23 protein-coding genes are annotated in these 26,260 nt (G+C 66.5%); 7 read left to right on the top strand and 16 right to left on the bottom strand.

The genetic code is table 11. The annotated features are described in order from the left end of the window. Nucleotide 1: 1 nt before the first annotated feature. The 13 genes from QUV18_RS07625 to QUV18_RS07565 form a co-directional block, all read right to left on the bottom strand. A complete protein-coding gene (locus tag QUV18_RS07625) occupies nucleotides 2-1,021 on the bottom strand; it encodes an oligopeptide/dipeptide ABC transporter ATP-binding protein (RefSeq protein WP_300893009.1) in 1,020 nt (339 codons plus the stop codon). Further along, nucleotides 1,018-2,049 carry an ABC transporter ATP-binding protein gene (locus tag QUV18_RS07620; protein WP_300893008.1) on the bottom strand — a complete coding sequence of 344 codons (1,032 nt, stop codon included), beginning with the start codon at nucleotides 2,047-2,049 and terminating at the stop codon, nucleotides 1,018-1,020. Before QUV18_RS07620 ends, QUV18_RS07625 begins: the two co-directional genes overlap by 4 nt. Beyond that, entirely contained in the window at nucleotides 2,046-2,969 is a 924-nt protein-coding gene (locus QUV18_RS07615; protein WP_300893007.1) for an ABC transporter permease, read from the bottom strand. The genes QUV18_RS07620 and QUV18_RS07615 overlap by 4 nt, the downstream gene beginning before the upstream one ends. 9 nt (nucleotides 2,970-2,978) lie before the next feature. Continuing rightward, the gene (locus tag QUV18_RS07610) at nucleotides 2,979-3,896 is read right to left on the bottom strand and encodes an ABC transporter permease (RefSeq protein ID WP_300893005.1); all 918 of its coding nucleotides are present in this window, start codon (nucleotides 3,894-3,896) and stop codon (nucleotides 2,979-2,981) included. 20 nt (nucleotides 3,897-3,916) lie between these two features. Next, on the bottom strand, nucleotides 3,917-5,434 hold the full coding sequence (locus tag QUV18_RS07605) for an ABC transporter substrate-binding protein (RefSeq protein ID WP_300893003.1): 1,518 nt from the start codon (nucleotides 5,432-5,434) through the stop codon (nucleotides 3,917-3,919). 47 nt (nucleotides 5,435-5,481) lie between these two features. Beyond that, a complete protein-coding gene (locus QUV18_RS07600; RefSeq protein ID WP_300893002.1) occupies nucleotides 5,482-6,222 on the bottom strand; it encodes an IclR family transcriptional regulator in 741 nt (246 codons plus the stop codon). Between the two features lie 197 nt (nucleotides 6,223-6,419). After that, nucleotides 6,420-7,448, bottom strand: a complete 1,029-nt coding sequence (locus QUV18_RS07595; protein WP_300893000.1) for an ABC transporter ATP-binding protein — start codon at nucleotides 7,446-7,448, stop codon at nucleotides 6,420-6,422. Next, nucleotides 7,448-8,233 (bottom strand): ABC transporter permease, encoded by a 786-nt coding sequence (locus QUV18_RS07590; protein ID WP_300892999.1) that lies wholly within the window; start codon nucleotides 8,231-8,233, stop codon nucleotides 7,448-7,450. Before QUV18_RS07590 ends, QUV18_RS07595 begins: the two co-directional genes overlap by 1 nt. Next, the gene (locus QUV18_RS07585; protein WP_300892997.1) at nucleotides 8,230-9,096 is read right to left on the bottom strand and encodes an ABC transporter permease; all 867 of its coding nucleotides are present in this window, start codon (nucleotides 9,094-9,096) and stop codon (nucleotides 8,230-8,232) included. Before QUV18_RS07585 ends, QUV18_RS07590 begins: the two co-directional genes overlap by 4 nt. 32 nt (nucleotides 9,097-9,128) lie before the next feature. Continuing rightward, complete coding sequence (locus QUV18_RS07580) at nucleotides 9,129-10,169, bottom strand: extracellular solute-binding protein (RefSeq protein WP_300892996.1); 1,041 nt, start codon at nucleotides 10,167-10,169, stop codon at nucleotides 9,129-9,131. Nucleotides 10,170-10,217: 48 nt separating this feature from the next. Beyond that, a complete protein-coding gene (locus QUV18_RS07575) occupies nucleotides 10,218-11,141 on the bottom strand; it encodes a PfkB family carbohydrate kinase (RefSeq protein WP_300892994.1) in 924 nt (307 codons plus the stop codon). Further along, on the bottom strand, nucleotides 11,138-12,169 hold the full coding sequence (locus QUV18_RS07570; protein WP_300892992.1) for an ADP-ribosylglycohydrolase family protein: 1,032 nt from the start codon (nucleotides 12,167-12,169) through the stop codon (nucleotides 11,138-11,140). The genes QUV18_RS07575 and QUV18_RS07570 overlap by 4 nt, the downstream gene beginning before the upstream one ends. A gap of 5 nt (nucleotides 12,170-12,174) precedes the next feature. Continuing rightward, nucleotides 12,175-12,912, bottom strand: a complete 738-nt coding sequence (locus QUV18_RS07565; protein ID WP_300892991.1) for a GntR family transcriptional regulator — start codon at nucleotides 12,910-12,912, stop codon at nucleotides 12,175-12,177. A gap of 140 nt (nucleotides 12,913-13,052) precedes the next feature. Between QUV18_RS07565 and QUV18_RS07560 the strand changes: the two genes are divergently transcribed. From QUV18_RS07560 to QUV18_RS07545, 4 genes are all read left to right on the top strand, one after another. Continuing rightward, nucleotides 13,053-13,859: an enoyl-CoA hydratase/isomerase family protein gene (locus QUV18_RS07560; RefSeq protein WP_300892990.1), complete on the top strand. Its 807-nt coding sequence runs from the start codon at nucleotides 13,053-13,055 to the stop codon at nucleotides 13,857-13,859. 5 nt (nucleotides 13,860-13,864) lie between these two features. Beyond that, complete coding sequence (locus tag QUV18_RS07555; RefSeq protein WP_300892988.1) at nucleotides 13,865-15,466, top strand: AMP-binding protein; 1,602 nt, start codon at nucleotides 13,865-13,867, stop codon at nucleotides 15,464-15,466. 527 nt (nucleotides 15,467-15,993) lie between these two features. Next, the gene (locus QUV18_RS07550; RefSeq protein ID WP_300892987.1) at nucleotides 15,994-16,938 is read left to right on the top strand and encodes a hypothetical protein; all 945 of its coding nucleotides are present in this window, start codon (nucleotides 15,994-15,996) and stop codon (nucleotides 16,936-16,938) included. Nucleotides 16,939-16,941: 3 nt separating this feature from the next. Continuing rightward, nucleotides 16,942-17,478 (top strand): hypothetical protein, encoded by a 537-nt coding sequence (locus QUV18_RS07545; RefSeq protein ID WP_300892986.1) that lies wholly within the window; start codon nucleotides 16,942-16,944, stop codon nucleotides 17,476-17,478. A gap of 184 nt (nucleotides 17,479-17,662) precedes the next feature. Here QUV18_RS07545 and QUV18_RS07540 read toward each other — a convergent pair whose 3' ends face one another. Next, nucleotides 17,663-18,343: a GntR family transcriptional regulator gene (locus QUV18_RS07540; protein ID WP_300892984.1), complete on the bottom strand. Its 681-nt coding sequence runs from the start codon at nucleotides 18,341-18,343 to the stop codon at nucleotides 17,663-17,665. A gap of 114 nt (nucleotides 18,344-18,457) precedes the next feature. Here QUV18_RS07540 and QUV18_RS07535 point away from each other — a divergent pair, with 114 nt between their 5' ends. Next, nucleotides 18,458-19,288: a phytanoyl-CoA dioxygenase family protein gene (locus QUV18_RS07535; protein WP_300892982.1), complete on the top strand. Its 831-nt coding sequence runs from the start codon at nucleotides 18,458-18,460 to the stop codon at nucleotides 19,286-19,288. Nucleotides 19,289-19,363: 75 nt separating this feature from the next. Here the strand turns inward: QUV18_RS07535 and QUV18_RS07530 are convergent, their stop codons facing one another. Then, nucleotides 19,364-20,122, bottom strand: coding sequence for a pyrroline-5-carboxylate reductase dimerization domain-containing protein (locus tag QUV18_RS07530; protein WP_300892980.1), 759 nt, complete (start codon nucleotides 20,120-20,122; stop codon nucleotides 19,364-19,366). 152 nt (nucleotides 20,123-20,274) lie between these two features. Here QUV18_RS07530 and QUV18_RS07525 point away from each other — a divergent pair, with 152 nt between their 5' ends. Continuing rightward, a complete protein-coding gene (locus QUV18_RS07525; RefSeq protein ID WP_300892979.1) occupies nucleotides 20,275-22,026 on the top strand; it encodes a cobalamin-dependent protein in 1,752 nt (583 codons plus the stop codon). Between the two features lie 92 nt (nucleotides 22,027-22,118). Beyond that, on the top strand, nucleotides 22,119-24,080 hold the full coding sequence (locus QUV18_RS07520; protein WP_300892978.1) for a metallophosphoesterase: 1,962 nt from the start codon (nucleotides 22,119-22,121) through the stop codon (nucleotides 24,078-24,080). Nucleotides 24,081-24,108: 28 nt separating this feature from the next. Here the strand turns inward: QUV18_RS07520 and QUV18_RS07515 are convergent, their stop codons facing one another. Then, nucleotides 24,109-26,244 carry an acetate--CoA ligase family protein gene (locus QUV18_RS07515; protein ID WP_300892977.1) on the bottom strand — a complete coding sequence of 712 codons (2,136 nt, stop codon included), beginning with the start codon at nucleotides 26,242-26,244 and terminating at the stop codon, nucleotides 24,109-24,111. Between the last annotated feature and the right edge of the window lie 16 nt (nucleotides 26,245-26,260).

Raw genomic sequence — 26,260 nt, 5'->3', positions numbered from 1 at the left:
CTCAGCGTTCCTTTGTCATGGCTGGGTCCGGCAGCCCGGCGGCCTCCGGCGTTTCAAACAGGCGGCATTCCACGTGGCCGCCGCCCGCGCGGGGCACCGGCACGGGCGCGATTCGGTCGCACCCCTCGAACCGCTTGGCGCAACGGGGGTGAAAGGCACAGCCCGGCGGCGGGTTCGCCGGGTCGGGAAAGGCGGTGCCGAGGCCAAGCTCGGGAATCCCCAGGCTCGTGTCCGGCGTCATCACCGATTTCAGCAGCGCCCGGCTATAGGGGTGCTGCGGGTCGCCGAAGAACCGCTCGGTCTCGGCCCGCTCGACGATCCGGCCCAGGTACATCACCGCGATCTCCGTCGCCAAGTGCTCGACCACGGCAAGGTCGTGCGTGATCACGATATAGGTCAGGTTCAGCTCGTCCCGCAGCTCCTGCAGCATGTTCAGGATCTGGCTCTGCACCGACACGTCCAGCGCCGAGGTGGGCTCGTCGCAGATCACGATCTCGGGCCGGGTGATCAGCGCCCGCGCGATCGATACCCGCTGCCGCTGCCCGCCCGAAAGCTGGCTGGGATAGCCCTTCGCCACCCGGCTCGGCAGGCCCACCCGCTCCATCATCTCCCGCACCTCCCGGCGCCGCGAGGCCGCGTCGCCGATCCCGTGCAGCCTCAGCGGCAACGAGATGATCGACTCGATCGTCTTGCGCGGGTTCAGCGACGAGAACGGATCCTGGAAGATCGGCTGCACCTTCCGCGACAGCGCCGCCCGGCCGATCTGCTCCACCGGCTGGCCGCCGATGCGCACCACGCCTTCCGTCGGCGCCTCCAGCCCCAGAAGCATCCGCGACAGGGTGGACTTGCCACAGCCCGACTCCCCCACGATCCCCAGGATATCGCCCCGCCGCAAATCGAGGTCCAGCCCGCGCACCGCGTGCAGCGTCCGCTTCTTCCCCAGCAGCCCCGAGGACAGCGTATAGGTTTTGGTCAGACCCTGCGCCTCCATGATCGGCGCGTCGTCTCGCGTCCCGGTCATCGCGCCGCCTCCGTCTCCTCGCGGCCGGGCTGGCTCGCGCGCATCTCCTCAAGCGTCCGCACGCACCTCACCGCGTGGCCCGCCTCCGGCTCGAACAGCGGTATCCGCGTGCGACAGGCGTCATGCGCGAACGGGCACCGGTCGAGGAAGTGACAGGTCCCCATTTCCCCCACCAGGTTCGGCACCATCCCCCGGATCGTCCCCAGCGGCTCGCCCCGCCGTGTCTTCCCCGGCACCGGGATGCATCGCAAAAGCCCTTGCGTGTAGGGGTGCAGCGGGTCGCGGAACACCCGTTCTGCGCTGCCGGTCTCGACGATCTGCCCGGCATACATCACCGCCACCTTGTCGGCGATCCGGCTCACCACCCCAAGGTCATGGGTGATCAGCATTATCGCCGTGCCCAGCTCCTTCTGGATCTTCGCCAGAAGGCCCAGGATCTGCGCCTGGATCGTCACGTCCAGCGCCGTCGTCGGCTCGTCCGCGATCAGAAGCTCCGGGTCGCACATCAGCGCCATCGCGATCATCACCCGCTGCCGGAGGCCCCCCGACAACTGGTAAGGATACTGCCGCAGCCGCCGCTCGGCCCCGCTGATCCCCACCAGCTCCAGCAGTTCCACCGCCCGCGCCACCGCCTGCTTGCGCGTCACCTTGCGGTGCCGCCGCAGCGTCTCGGTCAGCTGGTCGCCGATGGTGAATACCGGGTTGAGCGAGGTCATCGGCTCCTGGAAGATCATCGCGATCCGGTCGCCCCTGAGGGTCGACATCTCTCTCGGGCCCAGTTCCAGAAGGTTCGTCCCCTTGAAGCTGATCCGCCCCTGCGGCACCTTCGCCGCCTTCGGCAGAAGCCCCATGATCGCCAGCGACGTCATCGACTTGCCACAGCCCGACTCGCCCACCACGCACAGCGTCTCGCCCGGCGTGATCGTCAGGTCGACGCCCTGCACCGCCTGCAACGGCCCGCTTCTCGTCGGCAGTTCCACCCCGAGGTTCTCGACCTCCAGAACCGGCCCTGTCGTCCCGTCGCTCATGCCCGTCCCTCCGGTGCCGTGATGTCGCGCACGCCGTCGCCCAGCAGGTTCACGAACAGCACCAGCAGGAACAGCGCGATCCCCGGCAGCGTGATCATCCACGCCGCAAAGAAGATCTCCGGCCGCGCCTCCGCCAGCATCAGCCCCCACGAGGGCAGGGGCGGCTGTATCCCCAGCCCCAGAAACGACAGCGACGCCTCGTAGATGATCGCCACCGCCATCTCGATCGTCGCCACGATGATCAGCGAATTGGCCACGTTGGGCATGATCTCCGTCAGGATGATCCGCAGGTTCGAACAGCCCACCGCCCGCGCGGCGGTCACGAATTCCTGGCTCTTGATCTGCAACGTCACCGATCGCATCACCACGGCGAACCGGTCCCACAGCAACAGCCCCAGCACCAGGATCACCACCTGCAGCGACCCGTCGAAGATCGACACCACCGCCAGCGCCACCAGCACCACCGGCATCGACAGCCGCGTCGTCACGATGAACGAGATCACCGCGTCGATCCGCCCGCCGAAATACCCCGCCAGCACGCCCAGCGTCGTGCCGATCACGCAGGACAGCGCCACCACCGAGAACCCCACGAACAGCGAGATCCGCGCGCCATAGACCAGCCGCGTGAAGTAATCCCGCCCCAGCGGGTCGGTCCCCAGCGGGTGCAGCCACCCGGCCTTGGGATTGTCGTAGAACCACCCGTGCCAGATCGGCGGAATCCGCCGGCTGGTCAGGTCCTGCATGTAGGGGTCGTGCCACGTCAGCAGCGGCGCGAAGACCGCGATCAGGATCAGCAGCGCCAGCCCGACACCCCCGATCACAAGGCTCCGATGTCCCAGGTAACGCGAGATCGCGCTGCGCCGCCGGGCGATGCTCTCCTCCCGCTCGCTGGCGGTCGCGTTATGGCCTGCCGTCGTCATCTCGCGCCCTCAGCTCCCCCGCAGGCGCGGATCGAGCCACGCGTTGATCACGTCCGCCGAAAAGGTCAGCACGACGTAGAAACTGGCGATGGTCAGCACGATGGCCTGCACCACCGGCGGGTCCGACATGGTGATCGATTCCCACGCCAGGTAGCCGATCCCCTGCATCGCAAAGATCGTCTCGATCACCACCGAACCGCCCAGCATCATCCCCAGCTGCACCGCCGAGACCGACACCAGCGGCAAAATCGCGTTGCGCAGCGCGTGCTTCAGCACCACCTGCGGCGGCAACAGCCCCTTGGCCCGCGCGGTTCTCACGTAATCCGATTGCAGCGTGTCGATCATCCCCGCCCGCGTCAGCCGCATCAGCGTCGGCATCGCGTAATAGGCCAGCGCGACCGACGGCAGAACGAAACTCTGCCACGTGCCCGACCCCGACGCCGGCAACAGCCGCAACTGCACCGAGAAGATCACGATCCCCATCAGCGCCAGCCAGAAATTCGGAACCGCCTGTCCCAGCACCGCGATGGTCAGGGCGCAGCGGTCGATCCACGAATTTGGCTTCAGCCCCGCAAGGATCCCCAGCGGGATCGCCACGACCACCGCCAGAAGGAAGGCCGTCGCCCCAAGGATCATCGTCACCGGCAGCCGTTCCAGCACCACGTCCGACACCGGCCGGCGCTGGCGGTAGGACTGGCCCAGGTCTCCCTGGATGATGTCCTGCGCCCAGGCCAGGAACTGGATATGCAAAGGGCGGTCGAAGCCGTAAAGCTCGCGGATCGCCCGGATATCGTCGGCCGTGGCACTGTCGCCCGCGATGGCGCGCGCAGGGTCCACGGCCGCGTTGGTCAGGGCGAAGGTGAGGATGGCCACCGCCACCAGCACCAGCACCCCGACCGCGGCGCGTCTAAAGATGAACCGAAGCATTCCCTAGACCCGCCCCGTCGTCACTCGTCGGCCCATTTCGACATGAAGAACCGGGGGTTCTCGTCGGGATGGCTCTCGAATTCGAGGTTCGAGTTGTAGGCATAGGTCGTCGGATGGGTCCACATCGGGTACCAGTACAGCTTGTCGGCGATCTCGTTCACCGCGAACTCGTACTGCTCCATCCGCGCGTCCGGATCGGCGGTCTGCGCCGCCGCCAGCAGCGCCTCGGATACCGCCTCGTCCTGCGCCATGTCGTCTTCCGACAGGGTGAAGAAGTTGTTCAACAGCGCCGACACGTCGTTGACCCCGTAAGAGCCCCAGTCGCCCAGCATCATGTTGACCTCGTTGTTCACCACCCGCTCGCGGGCGTTGGCATAGTCCAGAACGCTGGCCTCCACGTTGATGCCCACGTTGGCCAGGTAGCCCGAGACCGCCTCGGTCCATTCCCGGCTGCGGTACGAGGTCATGCGCACGGTCATGCCGTCCCCGTACCCGGCCTCGGCCAACAGTTCCTTGGCCTTCTCCGGATCATAGCCGATATCCGTCGCATTCTCGATGCAGCCGAACTGCGTGCGGAAACAGGGCGAGTTGATCACGGTCGAGCCCTCGCCGATCACCTGGTCGACGATGGTCTGCCGGTCGATCGCCAGCGCCACGGCCTCGCGTACCTTCGCATCCTGCATCGGGTTGCCGCCCTCCATGTCCCTCAGGTTCATCGACAGGAAGCTGATGCGCATGGTCTCGTCCGCCGACACGGTGATGTCCGGCACGCCCGACATCGGCTCCGCCTGGTCCGGCGGCACCCGCCAGATCCAGTCGACCCCGCCGCTCAGCAGCTCGGCAATCTGGGTCGAGGTGTCGGGGATCGTGCGATAAACGATGGCGTCGAACGTCGGCATCCCCTTGGGGCTGTCCGCGAAATAGCCGTCGAACGCCTCCACCCGGATGCGGTCGCCCTGCACGAAATCGGCCACCTTGTAAGGGCCCGTGCCAACCAGCCGGCCATTGGCGCCGGCCTGTCCGGTATCCCCGAAAAACCCGTCCGGCAGGATCGCGTGCAGCGTCGAGATATACTCCATCGCCGCAGGGAAGGGCTTCTTCAGGTTCAGCCGCAGCGTGGTCTCGTCCACGGCTTCGGCACTCTCGATCCAGTTCACGTTGCTCTGCACGTTGACGCCGTTCTCGGGCGTCGAGATGTAGTTGAACGTGTAAACCGCATCCTCGATGGTGAACGGCTCGCCGTCATGCCACTTTACGTCGTCGCGCAGCTTGAATTCGAGCGTCTGGTCGTCGATCCACTCCCACTCCGTCGCCAGAAGCGGCAGGTACTCGCCATCGGCGGTCTTGTAGGCCAGCGTATCCCAGACAAGCTGGCCGTTCAGCAGCATCGCCTCGCGGTGATAGTTGAAATACGGGTCGATCGTGGTCAGCGACGCCTCGCTCGTCCAGCGCAGCGTGTTCTCCGATTGCTGCGCGGCACCGGGCGCCGCCTGAAGGGCCACGGCCACCGCGGCCGTTAGCAGAAACTTGAATTTCATACCTTTGTCTCCCTGTTTTTCTGTTGGGGTCTCGTTGTCTTTTCCGGTCAGTACCGGGCAATCTCCTCGATCAGGATCTGCCTGACATCTTCCATTCTCTCCGGCGGATAGCGCTGCGTGATGTTTCCCACGCTGATCGCCCCCGCCAGCCTGTTGCGGTCGTCGAAGACGGGCGCGCCGATGGCGACCACGTATTCGAACAGGTCTTCCCGGCTGAACGCATAGCCGTCTTCCCGTATCCGGATGAGCCGCTCGCGGATCTTGCCCGCGTCGGTGCAGGTATGCTCCGTCCGCGCCTCCAGCGGGCCGCTCAGGTAATCGTCGATGAACGCCGGCTCGCAATGGGCCAGCAGCACCATCGGCGCCCCCCCGCAATGCAGCGGAAGGCTCATGCCAACCTGCGAGCCGTACACCTTGATGGGCGAGGCCCCCTCCGCCCGCCGGATCACGTAGGCATGCCGGTCGTTGCGGATCATGAACAATGCGTTGTCCGCCGTCCGGTTCACGATCTGCCGCATCATCTGCTCGACCCGGGTCAGAAGCGGGTCGCTCCGGAACGCCTTGTTGACCATGTGCAGGGCCAGCGGGCTGACGCTGTAAAGCCCGCTCTCATCGTGCCGGTCGATGAAGCCGTGATGCACCAGCGTCGCCACCATCCGGTTGGTCACCGTCCGCGGATAACCCGTCGCCCGTACGATATCCGCCAGCGTGCAGGGCTCACCCCGTTCGCACATCTCGGTGAAGATCGTCATGGCCTTGCTGGCCGACAGGCTGATTTCCGAACTCATGGCACGCTTGCAGCAATAATTGTCCGATTATCGGACATGGTGTCCGATAAAAGGATGGTTCCACAGGTTCCTCGATTCGTCAACCGAACCCTGACCGGCCGGAATCACCCCGCCACCGCCGGGGCGGGCAGGGGTCGGCCTTGCCATGTCGGATGTCTCGATTGGTCTCTAGGCGGGGCAGGGCGGCACCCGCCGCCTCAGCCCTCCGGCGGAATGGCCAGCGTCTTGTCCACGGGCCAGCTCAGCCACAGCCGGTCGCCCTCGGTCAACCCCGCGGGAATATCCTGATCGCGAGAGACCACCTTCATCTCGCCGCCATCCTCGCGCCTGACAAGACAGGTCGCCATCGCCCCGGCGAACACCCGCCGTTCCAGCACGCCCACGCATTTCGACAGGCCCGCCCCCTCCGGCTCGGTCCGCGTCATCGCGATGGCCTCTGGCCGCACCGCCAGCACCGCGCCGGGCGCCACGCCCTCCGGCACCACGATGCCGGCCCCGCCCCCGGGCAGGATATTCGCCTCGCCAAGGAAGGTTGCCGCGAACAGGTCGGCCGGCGCGTTATACACCTCCCTCGGCGGCCCGGCCTGCACCAGCCGCCCGTCGCGCAAGATCCCGATCCGGTCCGACAGGGTCAGCGCCTCTTCCTGGTCATGGGTGACAAGGATGGTGGTGATCCCGATCTCCCGCTGAATCCGCCGCAGCTCGAACTGCATGTCCACCCGCAACGCCTTGTCCAGCGCCGACAAGGGCTCGTCCAGCAGCAGCACGCGCGGGTTGGTCACGATCGCCCGCGCCAGCGCCACCCGCTGCCGCTGCCCGCCCGACAGCTCGTGCGGCTTGCGCCCGCCGAACCCCTCGAGCTGCACCAGCTCCAGCGCCTCGCCCACCCGGCGCCGCTCCTCGGCCGCGCCCACCTTCCGCACCCGCAACCCGAACCCCACGTTGTCGGCCACGCTCATATTGGGAAACAGCGCGTAGTTCTGGAACATCATCCCGATATCGCGCTTCTCCACCGGTACGCGCTCCACCGGCTGATCCCCGATCCGGATACGCCCCCGGTCGGGAAAGACGAACCCGGCAATCGCCCGCAACAGCGTCGTCTTCCCGCTCCCCGACGGGCCCAGCAACGCGAACAGCCCGCCGTCCTCGAAGTCGAGGCTCACCTCGTCCAGCGCGGCAACCGTGCCGTACCGCTTGACGATGCCCTCTACCGAAACCCGCGCCACTACCGCTCTCCCCCGAAATTCGAAAACCGCGCCGCCACCAGCATCACCGCCATCGACACCACGATGATGAGGGTCGAGACCGCGTTGATCTCGGGCGTGAACCCCTTGCGGATCGCCGTGTAGATCACCACCGGCAAGGTGCTGTCCCCCGGCTCCGACAGGAAATAGGACACCACGAACTGGTCGAAGCTGATGGCAAAGGCGAATAACGCCCCGGCGATGATCCCCGGCGCGATCCACGGCAATGTCACCCGCCGCGTCACCGTCCAGCCCCCGGCGCCCAGCACCCGCGCGGCCTCTTCCAGCGTCGGATCGAACGTCGCCAGCCGCGCGGTCACCACCACGATCACGTAGGGCAGCGCCAGCGCCACGTGCCCCACGATCACCGCCGGCGTCCCCCGGCCCAGCCCGATGCCGAAAAAGAACACCAGCATCGCCGTCCCGGTGATCAGCCACGGTATCGCGATCGGCGGAAACAGCAGCACCCGCAGCACCGCCTTGCCCCGGAACTCGTAGCGGAACAGCGCCAGCGACGCCGCCGTGCCCAGCACCGTCGCGATCACCGTCGTCACCATCGCGATGCCCACGGACCTTGCCGCCGCCCGCAGGATGCCCCGGTTCTCGCTCAGCTTCTCGTACCACTCCACCGTGAACTCGAACGGCAGCTGGTAATAGGGCGAGGCATTGAACGACATCGCCGCCATCACCAGGATCGGCGCATAGAGGAACACCAGGATCAGCCCCAGCCACACCTTGCCCAGCCGCGCCAGCATCGCCCCGCTCATGCCTGCGCCCGCTTCAGCATCGGACTTGCCACCGCGAGGATGAACAGCACCACGGCCAGAAGGATGAACGACAACGCCGCCCCCAGCGGCCAGTTATAGACCGCCACGAACTGGTCCTCGATCACCGTACCGTAATAGGTGCCGACCCGCCCGCCAAGGATGCGCGGCTCCATGAACGCGCCCACCACCGGCACGAAGATCAGCACCGCGCCCGCCACCAGCCCCGGAAGCGACAAGGGCAGGACCAGCCGCCACAGGATCGTCGGCTTGCCCGCTCCCATCGACCGCGCCGCGTCGATCAGGTTGTCGTCGATCGCCTGCAGCGCCAGGTACGAGGTCAGGATCACGTAAGGCAGGTAGGAATGTACCAGCCCGATCACGATGGCATGGGTGGTGAACATCAGGCTCACATCCACCTCGAAAGGCAGCAGCGCGTTCAGCCCGAGGTCGAGCACGCCGTTCCCCCGCAGCACGATCGCCCACGAGAAGATCCGCACCAGCGAGTTCGACCAGAACGGCAGGATCACCAGCAGGAACAACGCCTCCCGCGCCCGCCCCCTTATCGCCTTGGCCAGCACGTAGGCGCAGGGAAACCCCACCAGAAGGCACACCACCGTCACGATCAGCCCCAGCCGGACGGATTTCCACAGCAGCGTGGCATAAGTCGGCGTCTCGAAGAACGCCCGGTAATTCTCCAGCGTGAACGCCCACTCCGCCCCGCCAAAGGGCAGCTCGGTGACAAGGCTGAAGAACAGCATGGCCGACAGCGGCAGGAAAATCGCCGCCGTCAGCCACAGGTAGGCCGGCGACAGCAGGGCAATCAGCCCGGCCCGCGCACCGCTAATCGCCGTGCCGCCCGCCATGCTCACGCCCCCCCGTCGCCCGGCCCGGCCGCCTATTGCGCCGCCTTCAGCTTCTGCCACAGCGCCAGGTAGGCCTCCCGGTCCTCGTCCGACACGGGCCGCTGGAACTGCACCCGCGCCACGACCTCCGGATCGCCAAGAACCTGCCGGTTGAACGCATCCTCCGGCAACGCCTCCGCCGCCTTGGCATTGGCCGACGCCGGTGCGCCTTCATCGGCCCATTTCACGTAGAACTCCGGGTCGATCATCCAGTCGATGAAGGCATGCGCCGCGTCCATCTTGGTCGAGCTTTCGGGAATCGACAGCCCGTCCAGCCAGCCCACGGCGCCTTCCTCCGGCACCACGAACTGCACCGGCAGCCCGCTGGCGATCGACCGGCTGGCCGAGCCCGACCAATAGGTCGCCACGTCCAGCTCGCCCGCCGCCATGAACTGGTTCCAGTCATTCTCCGAGCCCCAGTAGGTCTTGATCTGCGGCATCAGCTCGGTCAGCTTCGCCTCGATGGCTTCCATGTCGCTGATATCGTTGATGTCCTGCCCGGTGGCGATGGCCGCGAACTGCACCGCCTCCAGCGCATCGTCCCGGATCGACACGCGGCCCTCATGCGCCTCGTCCCAGAACACCTCGACACTCGTCGGCGCCTCCTCGAAGGCCTGCGTGTTGAACGCATAGGCCGTCAGCCCCCAGGTCCACGGCACGCCGTACAGCTCGCCATCGGCATTGAGGTCCTGGTTCTCCGCCATGTCCGCCGGCACGTCCGCAAGGTTCTCGATCTTCTCCTTGTCGATCGGCGCGATCAGACCTTCCTCCTGCGCCTGCGGGGTGAAGGCCGCGTTGATCAGCACCACGTCATAGGCGCCCGGATTGGTCCGCAGCTTGGTCAGCATCTCCTGCTCCGAGTTGAAATACTCGTGCACCACGGTGTGCCCGGTCTCCTCGGTAAACGCCTCCACCGCCCAGTCCAGGTCAGTGCCATATCCCTGCCAGTTCAGCACCCGGATTTCCTCGGCCTGCACCGCACCGGCGCCCGCCATCGCGGCCAATGCGGCCGCACAGATCAGTCTCTTGGTCATGGTCCTTGTCTCCCTTGCTGTTGGTCTTCGCTGTTATTCCGTCATCTCTCACACCGGCGCTGTCCGCGCCATCGCGGCTAGAACCTCCGCCCGCTCCGGCGCCGTCGCCGGCCCGTGCCGAGTGGCCGACAGTGCCGCCGCCACGTTGGCATAGTGCGCGGCGGCGACCGGCCCGTCGCCCTTCGCCAACCGGGCGATGAAACTGCCAAGGTGCGTATCCCCCGCACCGTTCGTATCCACCACCGCCACCTCGTGCGCCGGCACCGCCTCGCAGCCCTCCGCGCTCGCCACGATGCAGCCTTCGGCGCCCAGCCGAACCACCGCACCGCCGCCGCGCTTGCCCCCGGCCAGCGCCCGTGCCGCCGCCGCCGGATCGCCATACCCGGTCATAACCTCCGCCTCTGCGGCATTCGCACTCACCCACGCCGCCCGCTCGCAGGCCCGCATCACCAAGGCACGGGGCAGGGCGCCCACCACCGGCGAGGGATCGAAGACGAACCCGTCCACCTCCCCCTCGAGCCACGCCGCCAAAACCGGCGCCATCCCCTTGTAATGCAACGCATATCCCGACAGCAGAACCCAGTCATGCGGCACGCCCAGAACCCTTTCCAAAGCCTCCCGCCCCAAGTGCCCGTCCGCGCCTTCACTGGCCACGAAACTCCGCTCGCCCGTGGGCTCCACCATCACCGTACAGCAGCCCTGGTCGCGCGCCTCATCCACCTCGCGCAACACCTCGATGCCTTCCGCTGCCAGCGCCCGGCGCGTCATCTCCCCGAACGGCCCGCTGCCGATCCCGCCGCCATAGCTTACCGCCATCCCGACCCGCCTTGCCGCCACCATCGCGTTGAACCCGCCGCCCGGCGCCATGTCGAACCCCGTCACGATGGCCTCGCCCCCCGACCGCGGCAGCGCCTCGACCCGGTAGATCAGGTCCACCACCACGCCCGACAATTGCAACAGCCCCCCGCTCATGGTCCGGCCGCCCTGAGCGGGGCAGGGGCCTCGGCCACCCGCAGGGCCAGCAGCCCCTCCGCCACCTCGTCCAGCTCCAACCGGTTCGCGGCCTCAAGCACCCGCCGCGCCTCGGCCGGTATCGAACCCGCCCCGGCACAGGCCCCGGCCATGGCACAGGCAATCGCCCCGATCGTGTCCGTGTCATCCCCGATATTCGCCGCCAGAAGCCCGGCCCGCCACGGATCGCCCCCCGCCAGCCGCACCAGCCCGAACGCCGCCGGCACCGACTGGTGCGTCGCCACCGAGTTGCCCACCCGGTCGGCAAACGCCTCCGGCGCGGGCCCCTCGGCGGCATACTCCAGCGCCGCCGCGATCCGCCGCGCCATGTCATCCACCCCGGCGCCATGCCCGCGCGTCTGACCCTCGCCCGCCGCCTCCAGCGCCAAGTCCAGCGCCGCCTCGAACCCGCGCCCCTCGACGCCCGCGCTGATCACCGCCGCCACCGCCGCCGCCCCGGCCATCGCCTCGCCGGTGAAATGCGTCATCCGGCAGGCCTGCTCGACCCTGTCCACCAGCGCACCGACCGGGGCAGGGGCCGTCGCAATCCCCACCGGCGCGATCCGCATCGCCGCGCCGTTGGTTGTGCCGCCCCGCCCGGCCTCCGCCGCCGGTGTCCCGGCCAGCATCGCGTCCAGCGCCGCCTTCGTCGACGGGCCCAGCAGGTCGCGCAACCCCCGCGCCTTCACATCCGCCTCCCAGTCCAGCAGGTCCCTCGCCAGCGCCGCCTCGTCGATCCGCCCGGCCCCCGCGATCAGCCGCCGCGCCAGCAGCAGCGCCTGCTCGGTATCGTCGGTCACCTGTCCGGCCACCAGACCGTGCGACACCGGGTGATCCGCCACCGGCGCCACGAACCCCTCGATGCGCCCGTAACGCCGCCCGATCTCGGCCCGCGACAAGGTCTGCCCCGGCATCCCCAGCGCATCGCCCATCGCCAGCCCCAGAAGGGCGCCAAGGGCCCGGTTCCGCTGATCCGCCGCCACGCCCATGCCCGTCAGAACCGCATGTGCAGGCCGAACCGCTCCGGGTCCAGCACGCTGCGCACGTATTCGATCACGCTGTCATCCGCCGCCCGCGTCAGCCGCCTGAGCAACAGCATCGGCTCGCCCGCCTGTCGGCCCAGCACGGCCGCATCCTCCGCCGGCAACGCGGCCAGCACGTTGGCCCATTCATCCCCCTTCGCCACCCGCAAGCCCCGCTCGCGCAGCGTGTCCGTCAGCGACCCGTTGGTCAGCCCGTCGCGCAGGATATCCCCGAACCCCGCCCGCCACGGCACCCGGCTCCGCTCCAGCGACACCGCCCGCCCGGTGGCCACCCGGAACCGCAGCCGGTCCACCATCAGGCAGTCGCCCCGCACGTCCTCCGGCGCGTCGGGCAGGTCCATCGCGCCCCGCTCGATGCGCAGCACCCGCGTCCCGATCTCCTCCCCGCCCGAGGCCAGCGCCACGCTCCACCCCCGCCGGTCGTCGATCGTCCGCCCGCCATAGGTCACGAACGACCCGATCCCGCTCCGCGTGGTGATCAGCCCCTTGCCGCTCAGGATCTCCAGGCTCTTCCGAACCGTGTTCCGGCTGACCGAGAACCGCTTCACCAGCGCGTTCTCGCTCTCCAGCGCCGCCCCACGGCCAAGCTGCCCCGACATGATCTCGCGCTCCAGCACCCCGGCGATCCGCACCGATTTCGGCGCGCCGATCAACTCGTCCCCTGTATCGGCATATCCCAGCTTGTTCATACCTGTACCCTAGGGCGCGACCTGGCCACCGGTCAACTGCCCCGCGCCATGCCCCTTGATCGGCGCACGGGCTTCGGCAATCCTGTGCCGGTGCAACAGGACCGGCCCGCCAGACCGCGCCGGCACGAGGGAGACTCCGAATGACCAGACTGCAATACGAGGTGAAGGACGGGATCGGCTGGATCCGGTTCAACCGGCCCGAAGTGCTCAACGCCTTCGACCCGCCCGAGGTGCGCCGCTTCGTCGAGGTCTTGCGCGAGGCCTCCGCCGACCCGGAGGTCAAGGCGATCATCATCGGCAGCCATGGCAAGGCGTTCAGCGTCGGCGACGACCTCAAGGTCGCGCTGGAGGAATACCCCCAGATCCAGAGCGGCGAGATCCACCCGATCCTCGACATCGTCGAGGACATCACCGAGAACCTGCAGGAAATCCCCCGCATCATCCGCGCCGCCCGCAAGGTGGTCATCGCCTGCGTGCGCGGCTACGCCGTCGGCGCCGGCTTCGAGGTGGCGATCGACAGCGACCTCGTCGTCGCCGCCGAAAGCGCCATCTTCGGCTTCCCCGAATCCAACGCCGGGATGACCATCACCGGCGGCGCCTCCAAGCTCCTGCCGCTCATCGTCGGGATGAACAAGGCCCGCGAACTGGTCCTGACCGGCGAATTCATCGACGCGGCCGAGGGCCACCGCATCGGCCTCGTCAACAAGCTCGTCCCCGACGGCGAGGAGGAGGCGGCGGCCGAGGCCATGGCCCGCCGCATCATCTCCCGCGCGCCGCTCGCCACCGTCGCCCACAAGCGCATGCTGCAACGCGTGGTCGATGCCGATTTCGAAACCGCGCTGGAGCTGGAAAAGCAGACCATCACCAACCTCATCTATACCGAGGATTACGGCGAAGCGATCCGCGCCTTCTCCGAAAAGCGCCCGCCGAAATTCAAGGGGCGCTAGGGCCCATGGCGCCCGCCGAGCCCCTTGCCGACCCCCTCCGCGAGCGCGACCTCGCCACCGTGCTGGCGCGCCGCATCGCTGACCGTCCCGACGCCACCTGGATCGCCACGCCGGACCACAACTACACCTACGCCGAGATGGGCGACCGCTCCGCCCGGCTGGCGCAAGGCCTCTCCACCCTTGGCCCCGCACCGGGGGAAACCATCCTCAGCATGCTCCCCGACGGGATCGAGGTGATCGACCTCTGGTGCGCGCTGGCCCGCACCAGCATCATCGAGGTGCCGCTCAACAACCACTACCTCGGCGACATCCTCGCCTACATGATCAACGACTCGCTCGCCCGCGACATGGTCATCCACACCGACTTCCTCGACCGCCTCCCGCCCATCGCCGACCGCCTGGACCACCTGACCCGGCTGATCGTCACCGGCGAGGGCGACCTGCCCGAAGGCCTCGACCGCTTCACCATCCTCCCCCTCGCAGACCTCTACGCCGACACGCCGTTCGCCGGCGAAAGCCCCCGCTACAACGACATCATGGCGGTGATGTACACCTCCGGCACCACCGGCCCCTCCAAGGGCGCGATGATGACCCACGCCCATGTCTACGAATACGCCTTCGGCGTGACCGAGATGCTCGCCCTCCGCGACACCGACACCTATTTCGCCCCGATCCCGCTCTTCCACATCGCCGGCCGCTTCGCCGTGGTCTACGCCGCTTGCATCGCCGGCTGCACCGCCGTCGTCCAGGGCGGCTTCCACACCGACAGCTTCTGGGACGACATCCGCCGCCACGGCGCCACCGCCTCCTTCCTGCTCGGCGCCATGGCAAGCTTCCTCTACCGCCAGCCCGAAACCCCCGCCGACGCCGACACCCCGCTCGACCGCCTGCTCATGGTTCCCCTCATCCCCGAGGTCGAGGACTTCAAACGCCGCTTCGCCTGCCGCGTCTCCACCACCTGGGGCGGGACCGAGATGAACTGCCCCACCCGCTCGGGCTTCGACCTGCACGACGCCAAAACCTGCGGCCGCGTGGTCGAGGACCGCTACGAGGTCCGCCTCGTCGACGCCGATGACGAGGAGGTTCCAAACGGCACCCCCGGCGAAGCGGTCGTGCGCGCCAAGCGCCCCTGGATCATGTCCGCGGGCTACTGGAACCACCCGGAATGGACGGCGAAAGCCTGGCGCAACCAGTGGCTCCACACCGGCGACATGCTGGTCCGCGACGATGCCGGCAATTTCGCCTTCGTGGACCGCGTGAAAGACGCCATCCGCAGAAGGGGAGAGAACATCTCCTCGATGGAGGTCGAGCAACAGATCCTCGCCCACCCCTCGGTGCTCGAATGCGCGGTCATCCCGGTCGCCTCGGCCGATACCGAGCAGGAGGTGATGGCCGTCCTCGTCCTCAAGCCCGGCGCCTCGTGGGAGCCGGAAGCCCTCATCGACTTCCTCATCCCCCGCATGCCCGCCTTCATGATCCCCCGCTACCTCGACCGCGCCGACGCGCTGCCGAAAACCCAGACCGGCAAGATCCAGAAATTCCCCCTGCGCGAGGCGGGTCTGACCGCCACGACATGGGACAGGGGGACGAAACGCCGTGGCGGGTGAATATGTAAACACGTCCAGCGGACGCTGAAGCTTTACATACATTTTCACTAACTGCCGCGGCAAAGTGAGACGCCAGTAAGACCGACAGCTACATTGCTGCGTCGATACCGCATTTTATGGAAAACCTAAGGAAATCAATGGTGATGCGGTGAAGTATGCCGTGTCGCCAATCAGGGCGCATCCAGAGGTTGACAGAAAAAATAATATCGATAATATAGCTATATTACTTAATGCGAGGACAACATCATGCGACTAACAAGTCACGCACAAATTCGAACGCAGCAGCGTGGTATTCCTGTTGATGTCGTTGGGGCCATTTGCACCTACGGAAGCATATCGTACAGGCGTGGCGCGATGAGCATTAAAATTGATGATGAAGCACTTGATCTGCAGCGGAAGAAATGACCCGTTCCCACGTTGCTAGATTGGCGAAATATCGGAACGTTTTCGTCATCGAAGATGGCGATGCAGTTATCACGGTTGCCCGTACGAAACGGCGTCACCATTGGAACTGAAGGAGTGAAGAGGTGAGTGCCCCGGTAACACGTGAAGAAGTGATGCAGGATCTGCGGAGAATGATCATAGCCAGCGCTGATCATTTGGCTCTGGTCGGACCTAGGAACAGTTGCGTCGATGATTTTCTCGGGTTCACCGTAGGGTCTTGGGCAATTGGCAAAATTCCCGACATCAGCCCTGAAAAGATCGACCTTTCCCGGTACGCAGTTACCGATTTGGTCAACCACTCATATGATTTTGCTTGGCAAGTAGGTGAGCGAGAGAACAGGTTTGAGATGGACGAGACGGCTTATCTCTCGATGTTGACATTCTTGCAGGGTTCGCACCCCACATTCCTTAGCAATTCGGAGGATGTGCTATTGTTCGACAAGAGCCCTCTCTGGAGGACGTTGGAAACCGCCCGGGCTCGGCAGGGACTAATTTGGGGACGTGATCTAGATACGAGACAGTTGGCCCTCTTGGCTCAAATGACTGAGGCTGCCACACGCGTATCGCTCAGCAAGGAGGGTATCCGTTCGACTGGCCAAAAGAACTCGAACACAGGATTATCTGTCATCGAGCATGAGGATGCGCTGCGATGGCTGAAGGGCCGACGCGCATACAAGCCGACCGAGCGCGCCAAACCTACCGACGCGACCTATCTGGACGGAGATATCCGCACGCTTCTCGAAGACTTAGGATGGAAGTCGCACATCAGCGACCAGATCGGTTTTTCAGGATTTAACTCCCTTGCGGAAATCGCTGATGTCGATGCCGCCTGGCTAATGGAGGTACTCACCGATGGTGACGCAGAAGTCGACGTTTTGGCACTCGAGCGCATCGGAATGCTCATTTCGTCGGACGCACCTCGCTTCGTGGGATTCGCTATAGAAAGAATGCTGCGCGCTAAAGCAAAATCAAACGGGAAAGCTCCGCGTTCCCAGCCGCCAAGACACGGAACGTCACAGGAGGAATAGCAAATGTCCTACGGTAGAATTGAACTTCAGTATGCCGAGCCTTTTGCACGTGCATTAGTTGAATCTCTAGATTTCAAGAAGTGGGTTTTGGAACAAACTCAATTCTCGGCACATGCAGATACTGCACGATTGATGCATGAGGAGGCAAAAGCTCGTCGGACTCCGTCAGCAGGATCATGGTGGCGGTCGTTTTACACCAAGAGTTGCAAATGCCCAGGGTGCTCAGAGCAAGAAACGGACCTATTGGCCGTTTTTTCAACCGGTGCGTTTCGGTTCGCATTACATTGCGAATTCAAAAGACCAGGTGACGGATTCTCGCGAAACAGTAGACAGGCTGAGAACTACGGCTTGCGCGCAAAGTGTTGGTCGCAATCTCCGCCTTCTACTGTTTTGCCACACGATGCAGCCGATACCGTACTGATCTTTGCGGAGGAGCAAAGAGCAGCGTTTTCATCCCAAATTCAGGAATTCGGTTCGGCGCTCACTTTTGAAACAATCACTATGGTTCTACCGCGAAGAATTGATATTCCGTCGATCTGAGGATCGGACGAGCACCAAGAACTCAAATCGGAAGTGGGAATTGTCGACCTAACGACCGTCTAACCGACATACTGCGTGGGACGGGCATTGATTTACGCCTCGTTTCCCACGCACTGCCCACCGCAGAAAACACCGACGCAATACCGACGTGATACCGACGCGATACCGACGTCCCGAATCCGGGTCAGGCCACTTCGTCCGCATAGATCCGCGCCAGCGCGCTCTGCACCATCAGCCGCACCTCGTCGGTCGACCGCGCAAGGTGCTCCCGCAGGGTCTCGACGGCGGTTTTCCAGTCCCTGACCGCGATCGCCTCCAGCAGCCGCCCATGCTCGGCCAGCGCCTCCCCGTTCCGGTCCGGCGCCTCCAGGTTGATTCGGCGCACGAACCGTATCCGGTCATTGATATTATGGAGAAATTTCATCCTCGGCCCGTTCCCGGCCATTGCCGCCAGCTCCAGGTGAAAGGCCTCGTCGGCGCTCACCAGTTCGTCCAGCGACAGGCTTTCCCCGCGCGCCAGCTCCGCCCGCCACTTGGCCACGAACGCGGCCAGTTCCGCATCCGTTGCCGACGACAGAACCACCACCAGCGCGCCGGTCTCCAGATCCAGCCTGACGTCGTATAAATCCGTTATTTCCCGGACACTTAGCTTCCGGCAAAAGAACCCCCGCCCGGGCTCCAGGCTGACCATCCCGTCCGCCACCAGCCGGTTCAGCGCCTCCCTGATCGGCGCCCGGCTCATCGACAGGTCGGCGGCAATCTCCGACTCGTTCAGCCGCGCCCCCGGCTTGACGTCGAACGCCACCAGCTTGTCGCGCAACCGCTCATACGCCATGTCCACCGTGCCCGCCGCCGCCTTCGCCATGCATCCTCCATTTCTGCCATCCCATCGTTGACAGAATGGCCCCGCGTCGTCAATGTCGTCAACAAACCTGTCGACAGCTTTGCGGACAGAAAATCCACCCAACCGGAGATCCCCATGACCACAACCGAAAATTCACTGTTAGATCAGAGCGTTCTGCTTTCCGACGCAGAGGTGCAGCAATATCGCGAAAAGGGCTGGATCGTCCCGAAATGGGAGATTCCCCAGGACTTTATCGCCGAGATGCGCCAGGAATACGACGACCTCCTCGCCCGAAACCCGCATGTCGAATCCGACATCATCCTCGCCCCCCACCAGACCAACGGCGGCTCGATGGGCATCGAGGGGTCCGAGCGCTGGCTCGACTTCGCGACCCAGCCGGAACTGATGGCCATCGCCCGCCAGCTCATCGGTGACGACATCATCCTATGGGGCACCACTGTCTTCGGCAAACCCGCGCATAACGGCAAGGAAACCCCGTGGCACCAGGATGGCGGCTACTACCCGATCCGCCCGCTGGAAACCCTGACCATGTGGATCCCGCTGGATGACGTCACCCCCGAGAACGGCCCGATGAAATTCATCCCCGGCTCCCACAAGGCGCACGAACTTTTCAACCATTCCTGGAAGGACGGCGCCGACAAGACGATCAACCTCGTCACCGATTCCGAGTATTTCGACGAGGACAAGGCCGAGCCCCTGATCCTGCGCGCCGGGCAGGTGTCGTTCCACGATGTCTACATGATCCACGGCTCCAGCGCGAACCGCACCGACAAGCGCCGCGCGGCCTTCATCGTCCGCCTGATGCCCGCCACCTCGCTCTACGATCACGAACTGGGCGCCGAAATCGGCAAGAAGCACCCCGCGCAGGGCTACGGCGTGCGTCCGCTCTACCTTGTCAGCGGGAAGGACCAGGCCGGCAACAACTTCTCGATCGGCCACGATTGAGGCGTGCCCATGCCGTCACCGCGAGGGCAGGGCAGGCGGGAAAAACCGGCGCATCGCCAGTGGTTTACACCCGCCTCAGGCCTGTCCTCGCAGCTTCCGCAGCACGAGGTCGCAGGCCCCGGCCCACGCCTCCGGCACGCCTTCCGCCTCGATATGGCGCAAACCCGCCTCGGTGATCCCGCCGGGGGTGCACAGGCTGGCAAGGATGTCGTCCATCGGCGCATCCTGCTCGCCCTGTATCCGCCCCGAGGCCACGAAGGTACGCGCCATCAGCTGCCGCGCCGCCGCGGGGTCGAGCCCGTTGGCAATGCCCCATTCGGTGCCCGTCCGGATCATCGCCTGCGCCCAGCCATAGACGGCGGCGCTGACCGTGGCGGTCTCGAACTGCTCTTCGCTCTCAAGCGGGATCGGCGTGCCGATGGCCTCCAGGTACGGCGCCACCTCCGGCCGCATCGGGTAGACGATCGTGGGGCTCGCGCCCAGTTCCGAGGCGGTGATCGGCATCACCCGGACCACCTCCGCCGGCGCGCTCGCCTCGGCCAGCCGCTCGATCCGAACCCCCGCACAGGCCGACATCAGCACCTGTCCCTCGCGCCACGGCAGCCCGCGCACGACCTCCGCCGCATCGCCGGGCCGCACTGCCAGCAAAACCACGTCGCACGCCTCCACCAGCGCCGCATTGTCCTCGGCCAGCCCGAACCCGAACCGCTCCGCCATCTCCGGCCCGCGACCGCGCGGCGACAGGCACACATCCCCTGCCGCCACACCGCCGTTCAGCAGCCCCTTCAGAACAGCCCCCGCCAGATGCCCGACGCCGATCACCCCAAGTTTCATGCCTCTATCCGCCTTTCCCTGCGTTGGGCCGCGCAACCTGTGCCAGCCCCGATGCTTGTATCGTCCTCCCCGCCTGATAGGGTTTTCATCGCCCCGTTTCCACCCTCCCAAGCCAACCGCACCATGACACCGCACCAGACCGGAGCCGCCCGATGACCCCCGTGCCCACCCTGACAGCCCCGGACATGCGCCCCGGCGCCGATCTGCTTGCCGACGGCCGCCGGATGGCCGCCGACTGGCCGCTGGGCTCCTGCCTGTTCCTCGAAACCGAGGGGGTCGCCTCGGAAGCCGCCTACAAGCGCCAAAAGGCCGCTGAGGGGCGCATCATGCAGCACGCCCATATCGGCTTCCGCAGCATCGACCGCACCGTCGCCGCCATGGCCGACCTCCACGCCTCCGCCCTGAAACGCGATGTGCGGATCGACCGGTTCGGCATCACCCTCGACTGGTCCATGGGCTATCCGCCCGACCGCCGCAAGGACGCGGGCCGCGGCACCGGCATCGTGCTGACCGACCCGCAGGATTTCGCCCGCATCACCAATGCCAGCCCCGCCGCCGCCCATTTCGGCGACTTCATGCTGGGCCTGCCCGGCGCGCTGCACAACGTGCAGGCCGCGCTGGTCGCCGGGGCCACCTCGATCGGCAACATGGGCCAGTATTTCACCTTCCGCCTGCCGTACTGGGACGACGACGTCGCCACCACCGAGGCCACCGTCACCGCCCTCGGCCTGATCGCCGCGCAGGACGCCGACATCCTCGTCCACTCCAACCTCGATGACGGCTTCGCCGGGCTCTTCATCGACATGACCAGCGCCTTCGGCATGATGCTGATCGAAAAGCACATCGTCGAGGACCTGATCGGCGCCAGCGCCTCCTTCTGCTTCGGCCACCATTTCTCCTCGCCCCTGACCCGCGCCGCGTTCCTCGAGGCCCTCTCGCGCGAGGTCACGACGCCCGGCACCATGCTCTTCGGCAACACCGTCTCCTATCGCGGCACGCCGGCGGCCAACTACGCCAGCCTCGCCAGCTACCTGCTGGCCGATATCGGCGCGCTGACCCGCGCCCATACTGGCCACGCCATCAACCCCGTGCCGGTGACCGAGAACCTGCGCATCCCCGATGTCGACGAGATCCTCGACGCCCAGACCTTCGCCGCAAGGCTGGCCGAACATGCCCCGGCCCACGCCGCCCTGATGGACAGGACACAGATCGACACCGTCGCCACCCAACTGGTCGAGGGCGGCCGCCGCTTCGCCGAAACCGCCCTTGCGGGGCTGGCCGACCGCGGCGTCGACACGGGCGACCCGGCGGCGCTCATGCTGGCCATCCGCCGGCTGGGTGCCAAGCGGATGGAGGCGCTCTGGGGGCAGGGCGCCCAGACACAGGCCCGCCGCGCGCCCCTCGTGCCCGCCGACTGGGCCGAGGAGCTTGACGAGATGGCCGCCGACTGGGTCGCCCGCGCCCGAGCGAAGGACGGCCCGCTCGCCCCCCTCCGCGTGACCATCGGCACCACCGACGTCCACGAACACGGCGCCTACCTCGTCAGCCGCGCGCTCGACGGGCTGGAGGCGGAGGTGCTCGACGCGGGCGTCGCCCTCGATGCCGAGGTGCTGGTCGACCGCGCCGTGCAGGCAAAGGCCGACGTGATCGCCATCAGCACCTATAACGGCATCGCGCTGGGCTATGCGCGCAAGGTCATGGACGAACTCGCGCGCCGCGGCCTCGACCTCCCCGTCCTGATCGGCGGCAAGCTGAACCAGATCCCCGAAAACTCGAACTCCGACCTGCCGACCGATGTCACCTCCGAGATCGCCGAGACCGGCGCCATCCCCTGCGCCGGGCTCGACGACATGCTGACAGCGCTCAGGACCGTCTCCGCCCGCGCCCGCACCCCGGCGCAATAGGCTACCCGGCCGCTTTGACAATCGGCCAGCCTTCCCTATCATTCCAACATTGGAATCAATTCGGGCCGGCACAGCCGGTGGGCGGGGGCAGGATGACGGACAAACCCATCGGTAAGATATTGTTCAAGGTGGCCATCGTCTCCGACACCCACGTGAACGAGAAAGAGGATTTCTCCGCCTCCCCCTATCCCGCCAATGCCGAGGCGAACCCGCGCGCCCGGCATGTCTTCTCGCAGGTGAACCGGATCGCCCCGGCGCTGACCATCCATTTGGGCGACATGGTCAACCCGGTGCCCGAACTGCCCAGCTACGCCGCCGCGGCCGACAATTTCCACGCCATCGCCAAAGACCTCGAAAGCCCCATCCACCTTGTCCCCGGCAACCACGACATCGGCGACAAGCCGGTGAAATGGATGCCCGCCGGCATGGTCAACGCCGACTTCATCGCCCTCTACCGCAAGCATTTCGGCAAGGATTACTACGCCGTCACCCACGGGAACTGCCACTTCGTCATCATCAACTCGCCGCTCCTCAACTCCGGCGACCCCGCCGAGGCGGAACAGGCCGCGTGGCTGGAAGACACCCTTGCCCGCCACCAGCACGAGCGCGTCTTCGTCTTCAGCCACTACCCGCCCTATATCAGCGACCCGCACGAACCCGGCAGCTACGACAATATCGAGGAACCCGCCCGAAGCTGGTTTCTCGACCTCCTGCGCCGCTACAAACCCGAAGCCCTGTTCAGCGCCCATGTGCACAATTTCTGGTACGACCGCATCGGCGAGACCGACTATTACATCACCCCCTCCACCTGCTTCGTCCGCCACGATTACTCCGAGATGTACCGGATCGACGGCGGCGACCAGAAGGGGCGCAACGATGCCGCCAAGCTGGGCTTCCTGACGCTGGAGATCCGCGAGAACGGCCACGTGGCCCATTACCACCGAAGCTACGGCGCCACCCTCGCGCCCGGCGACGGCCCCGCCCAACCCGTCGCCCCACGGCCGCACGTGAAGACCGCCGCGCTGCCGCACGTCTTCGTCGACATGCGCCACGGCTGGGCCGAGGAGCTGGCCGTCGCGCCCTCGGGTGCCGTCGACGAATTCCGCCGCAAGCGGGCGCGCAACGACTACCCGCTGATGGCGCTCTGGGAAATGGGCCTGCCCGGCCTCCGCGTCCCGATCCAGGACCTGGCCGACCCCCGCATCCGCCGCCGGATGGCGCTGATGACCCGCCTCGGCCACCGCTTCCAGGTCTATCTCTACGGCATGCCCGACGAGGGCGAGCGCAAGCTGCTGGCCGACCACGCCCCGCTCCTCGACCGGCTCGAGCTTGTCCTGAACTGGGAAGAGATCGGCGACCTCGCCCCCGACATCGCCGCGCTGAAATCCGAGACCGGCGTCACCATCTCCCTCTCGCGCGTCAACCGCAAGGACGGTGCCAAGCATACCGGCTCACGCTTCAACCACCTCATCAGCCACGGCTTCACACTGGGGGAGACCGACGAACTGGAGCGCTTCTTCCAAAGCCATCCCGGCCTCGTCGACGGCGCCCAGTTCACCATCCCCCGCAGCCTCTCGCCATGGGACACCGCCCGCAGCCTCGCCGCCTTCAGGGACCAGACCGGCCAGACGCCCGTGCTCTACGTGAAATCCACCGAGGCCAGCCCGGCTGAAACCTTCGACGACGAGATCGCCAACGCCAGACGCTTCGCCGAGACGGTGATGGCGGGCGTGGGCTTCGGCCTCGACGTGGTGCTCGACACGATGGACGATGCCGACCGCGGCTATTTCACCCGCACCGGCCTTGTCGACCGCCGCTTCAACCCGCGCCTCGCGGGCGAACTGGTCTCGGCCATCGCCCTGCAAACCGCCGGCGGCGGCTGGAACGCCGCGCCGGGCGATGTGCCGGTCCTGGAAAGGGAGGGGCGGCGCCTCTGGGTGGCTGATGCCGCCGAAGCATCGGAGGGCGACTGGATCTGCCCCCGCAGCGGCCTGTCCGGCGCACCCGGCGATACGCCGAATACCGCCCTCATCCTGCGCACCGCGCCTGCCTGACACGCACGCGCCGTTAACGCTTCATTTCCTACCTGTCGGAAATAAGCAGGCAATCCACCGCGATGGCGCCCTCCGGCCCGGCCAGCACCGGGTTCAGGTCCAGTTCCTGAAGCCAGTCGCCCGCCGAGGCCCCGAACCGTGACACTGCCGCGATCATCCGGCACAGCGCCGCGCGATCCACCGGCGGCGCGCCCCGCACTCCGTTAAGGATTTGTTTAGATTTCAACCGGTCGAGCATCCGGGCCGCCTCGCTCTCACTCACCGGGGCCCGGTGAAACACCACGTCCTTCTGCACCTCGATCAGGATGCCGCCCATCCCGACCATCACCACCGGCCCGAACCCCGGATCACGCCGCAGCCCGATCACCAGCTCGGCATTCCCCTGGCCCATCTCCTGCACGATCACCCCGTCGATCCGGGCCTCCGGCGCCGATGCTTTGGCCCGCCCGACAATCCTCTCATAAGCCGCCCGCAACTCCTCCGGCCCGTCGATCCCGATCTCCACGCCGCCGATCTCGGTCTTGTGCAGGATATCCGCCGACTCGATCTTCACCGCCACCGGCCAGCCGATCCCCTCGGCAATCTCCACGGCTTCGTCGGCACTGCCGGCCAAACCGACCCGTGCCACCGGCACGCCCGCCTCGGCCAGCATTGACGCCGTCTTCTCCGTCGGCACGAACCCCGCACCGGGGGCGGGCAGGGGGGCACAGGCCGCATCCCCCTGATCCGCCAGCCACGCCTTCCGCGCCTCGTTCCAATCCACCAGCGCGGCAATCGCGTCGATCGTCGGCTCCGCCCCACGCAGGGCACAAATCCCCAGCTCCCGAAGCGCGCGCAGCCCCTCCTCGGGCGCCGCGACCCAGGCCACGACGAACGGCTTCTCCGTCTCCGCCTTCAACTCGCGGAACGTCTCGGTTAGCGTGTCCACGAAGCCGTCCATCAACTGCAGCCACACCGCCGCCACGTGCACGTTCGGGTCGTCCAGCACCGCCTTGACGCTCTCCTTCAGCATCGACGGATCGGCAATGAACTGCGCCGTCACGTCCACCGGGTTCCCGGCCGCGCCGAAGTCGGGCAATATTCCCTTCAGCCGCGCCATCGTCTCCTCCGAGAGGCGCGGGACCTCCAGCCCCACCTCCTCGGCCCGGTCGCTCATCAGCACGCCTGCCCCGCCCGATTGAGTGACGATCCCCACGCCCCGCCCCTCGGGGCAGGGGGGCGTCGTCGACATGTCGACGATGTCCAGCATATGCTCCTCGTTCCGGGCCCGGATCACGCCGTATTGCCGGGCGATCCCGTCGAACACCGCGTCCTCCCCGGCCAGCGCCCCGGTATGCGACGACGCGGCCCGCGCGCCGGCATCGGTCCGTCCCACCTTGGTCACCACCAGCGGCTTGCCCAGCTCCATCGCCCGCCGCGCGGCGGTGACGAAACCGGGCCCGTCGGTGATCCCCTCGATATAGCCCGCCAGCGTGGTGATCCGGCTGTCCTCGGCGATGCGGCCAAGGCAATCGGCAAAGGTCACGTCGGTCTCGTTGCCGGTATTGGCGAAGTACCCGAGCCCCAGCCCGCGCTTCCGCGCCAGCGCGGCGATGGCCGTGCCGAACGCGCCCGACTGCGTGACGAACCCCACCGGCCCCGCCTGCGTCGGGCCCATGCCGTATTGCGTGAAGGTGGCAAACGCCCCGTCGAAGGCGTTGATCACCCCCAGCGTGTTTGGCCCGCACAGCCGCATGCCGTGGCGCCGGGCGATCTCGACCACCTGCTGCTCCGCCCGGCGGCCTTCCTCGCCCATCTCGCCGAAGCCCGAGCTGAAGACGATGGCCGCCCGTACCCCGGCCTGGCCCGCGGCCTCGATCTGCCCCGGCACCGCCTTCGCGGGCACCGAGATGACCGCAAGATCCGGCACCTCGCCGATCTCCCCGATGGCGGCAAAACAGGGATGCCCGCCGACCTCCTCGTATTTCGGGTTCACCGGGAAGATCCGGCCCGTATAGCCCTTTTCCAAGAGGAATTTCATCACCCGGCCGTTGAGCTTGTTGAAGTCGCTCGACACCCCGATGATCGCGATCGACCGCGGCGAAAGCAGGCAATCGAGCGGGTCGCGCCCGGTCCGGTCTGTTACTGGGTTATGCCCTGTCTGTTCCATGCTGATGCTTTCCATGCCGCCGTTCTCCCGT

Source organism: Roseovarius sp. (genome assembly GCF_030373445.1).
Taxonomy (GTDB): domain Bacteria; phylum Pseudomonadota; class Alphaproteobacteria; order Rhodobacterales; family Rhodobacteraceae; genus Roseovarius.
This window is presented reverse-complemented; position numbering and strand designations above follow the sequence as displayed.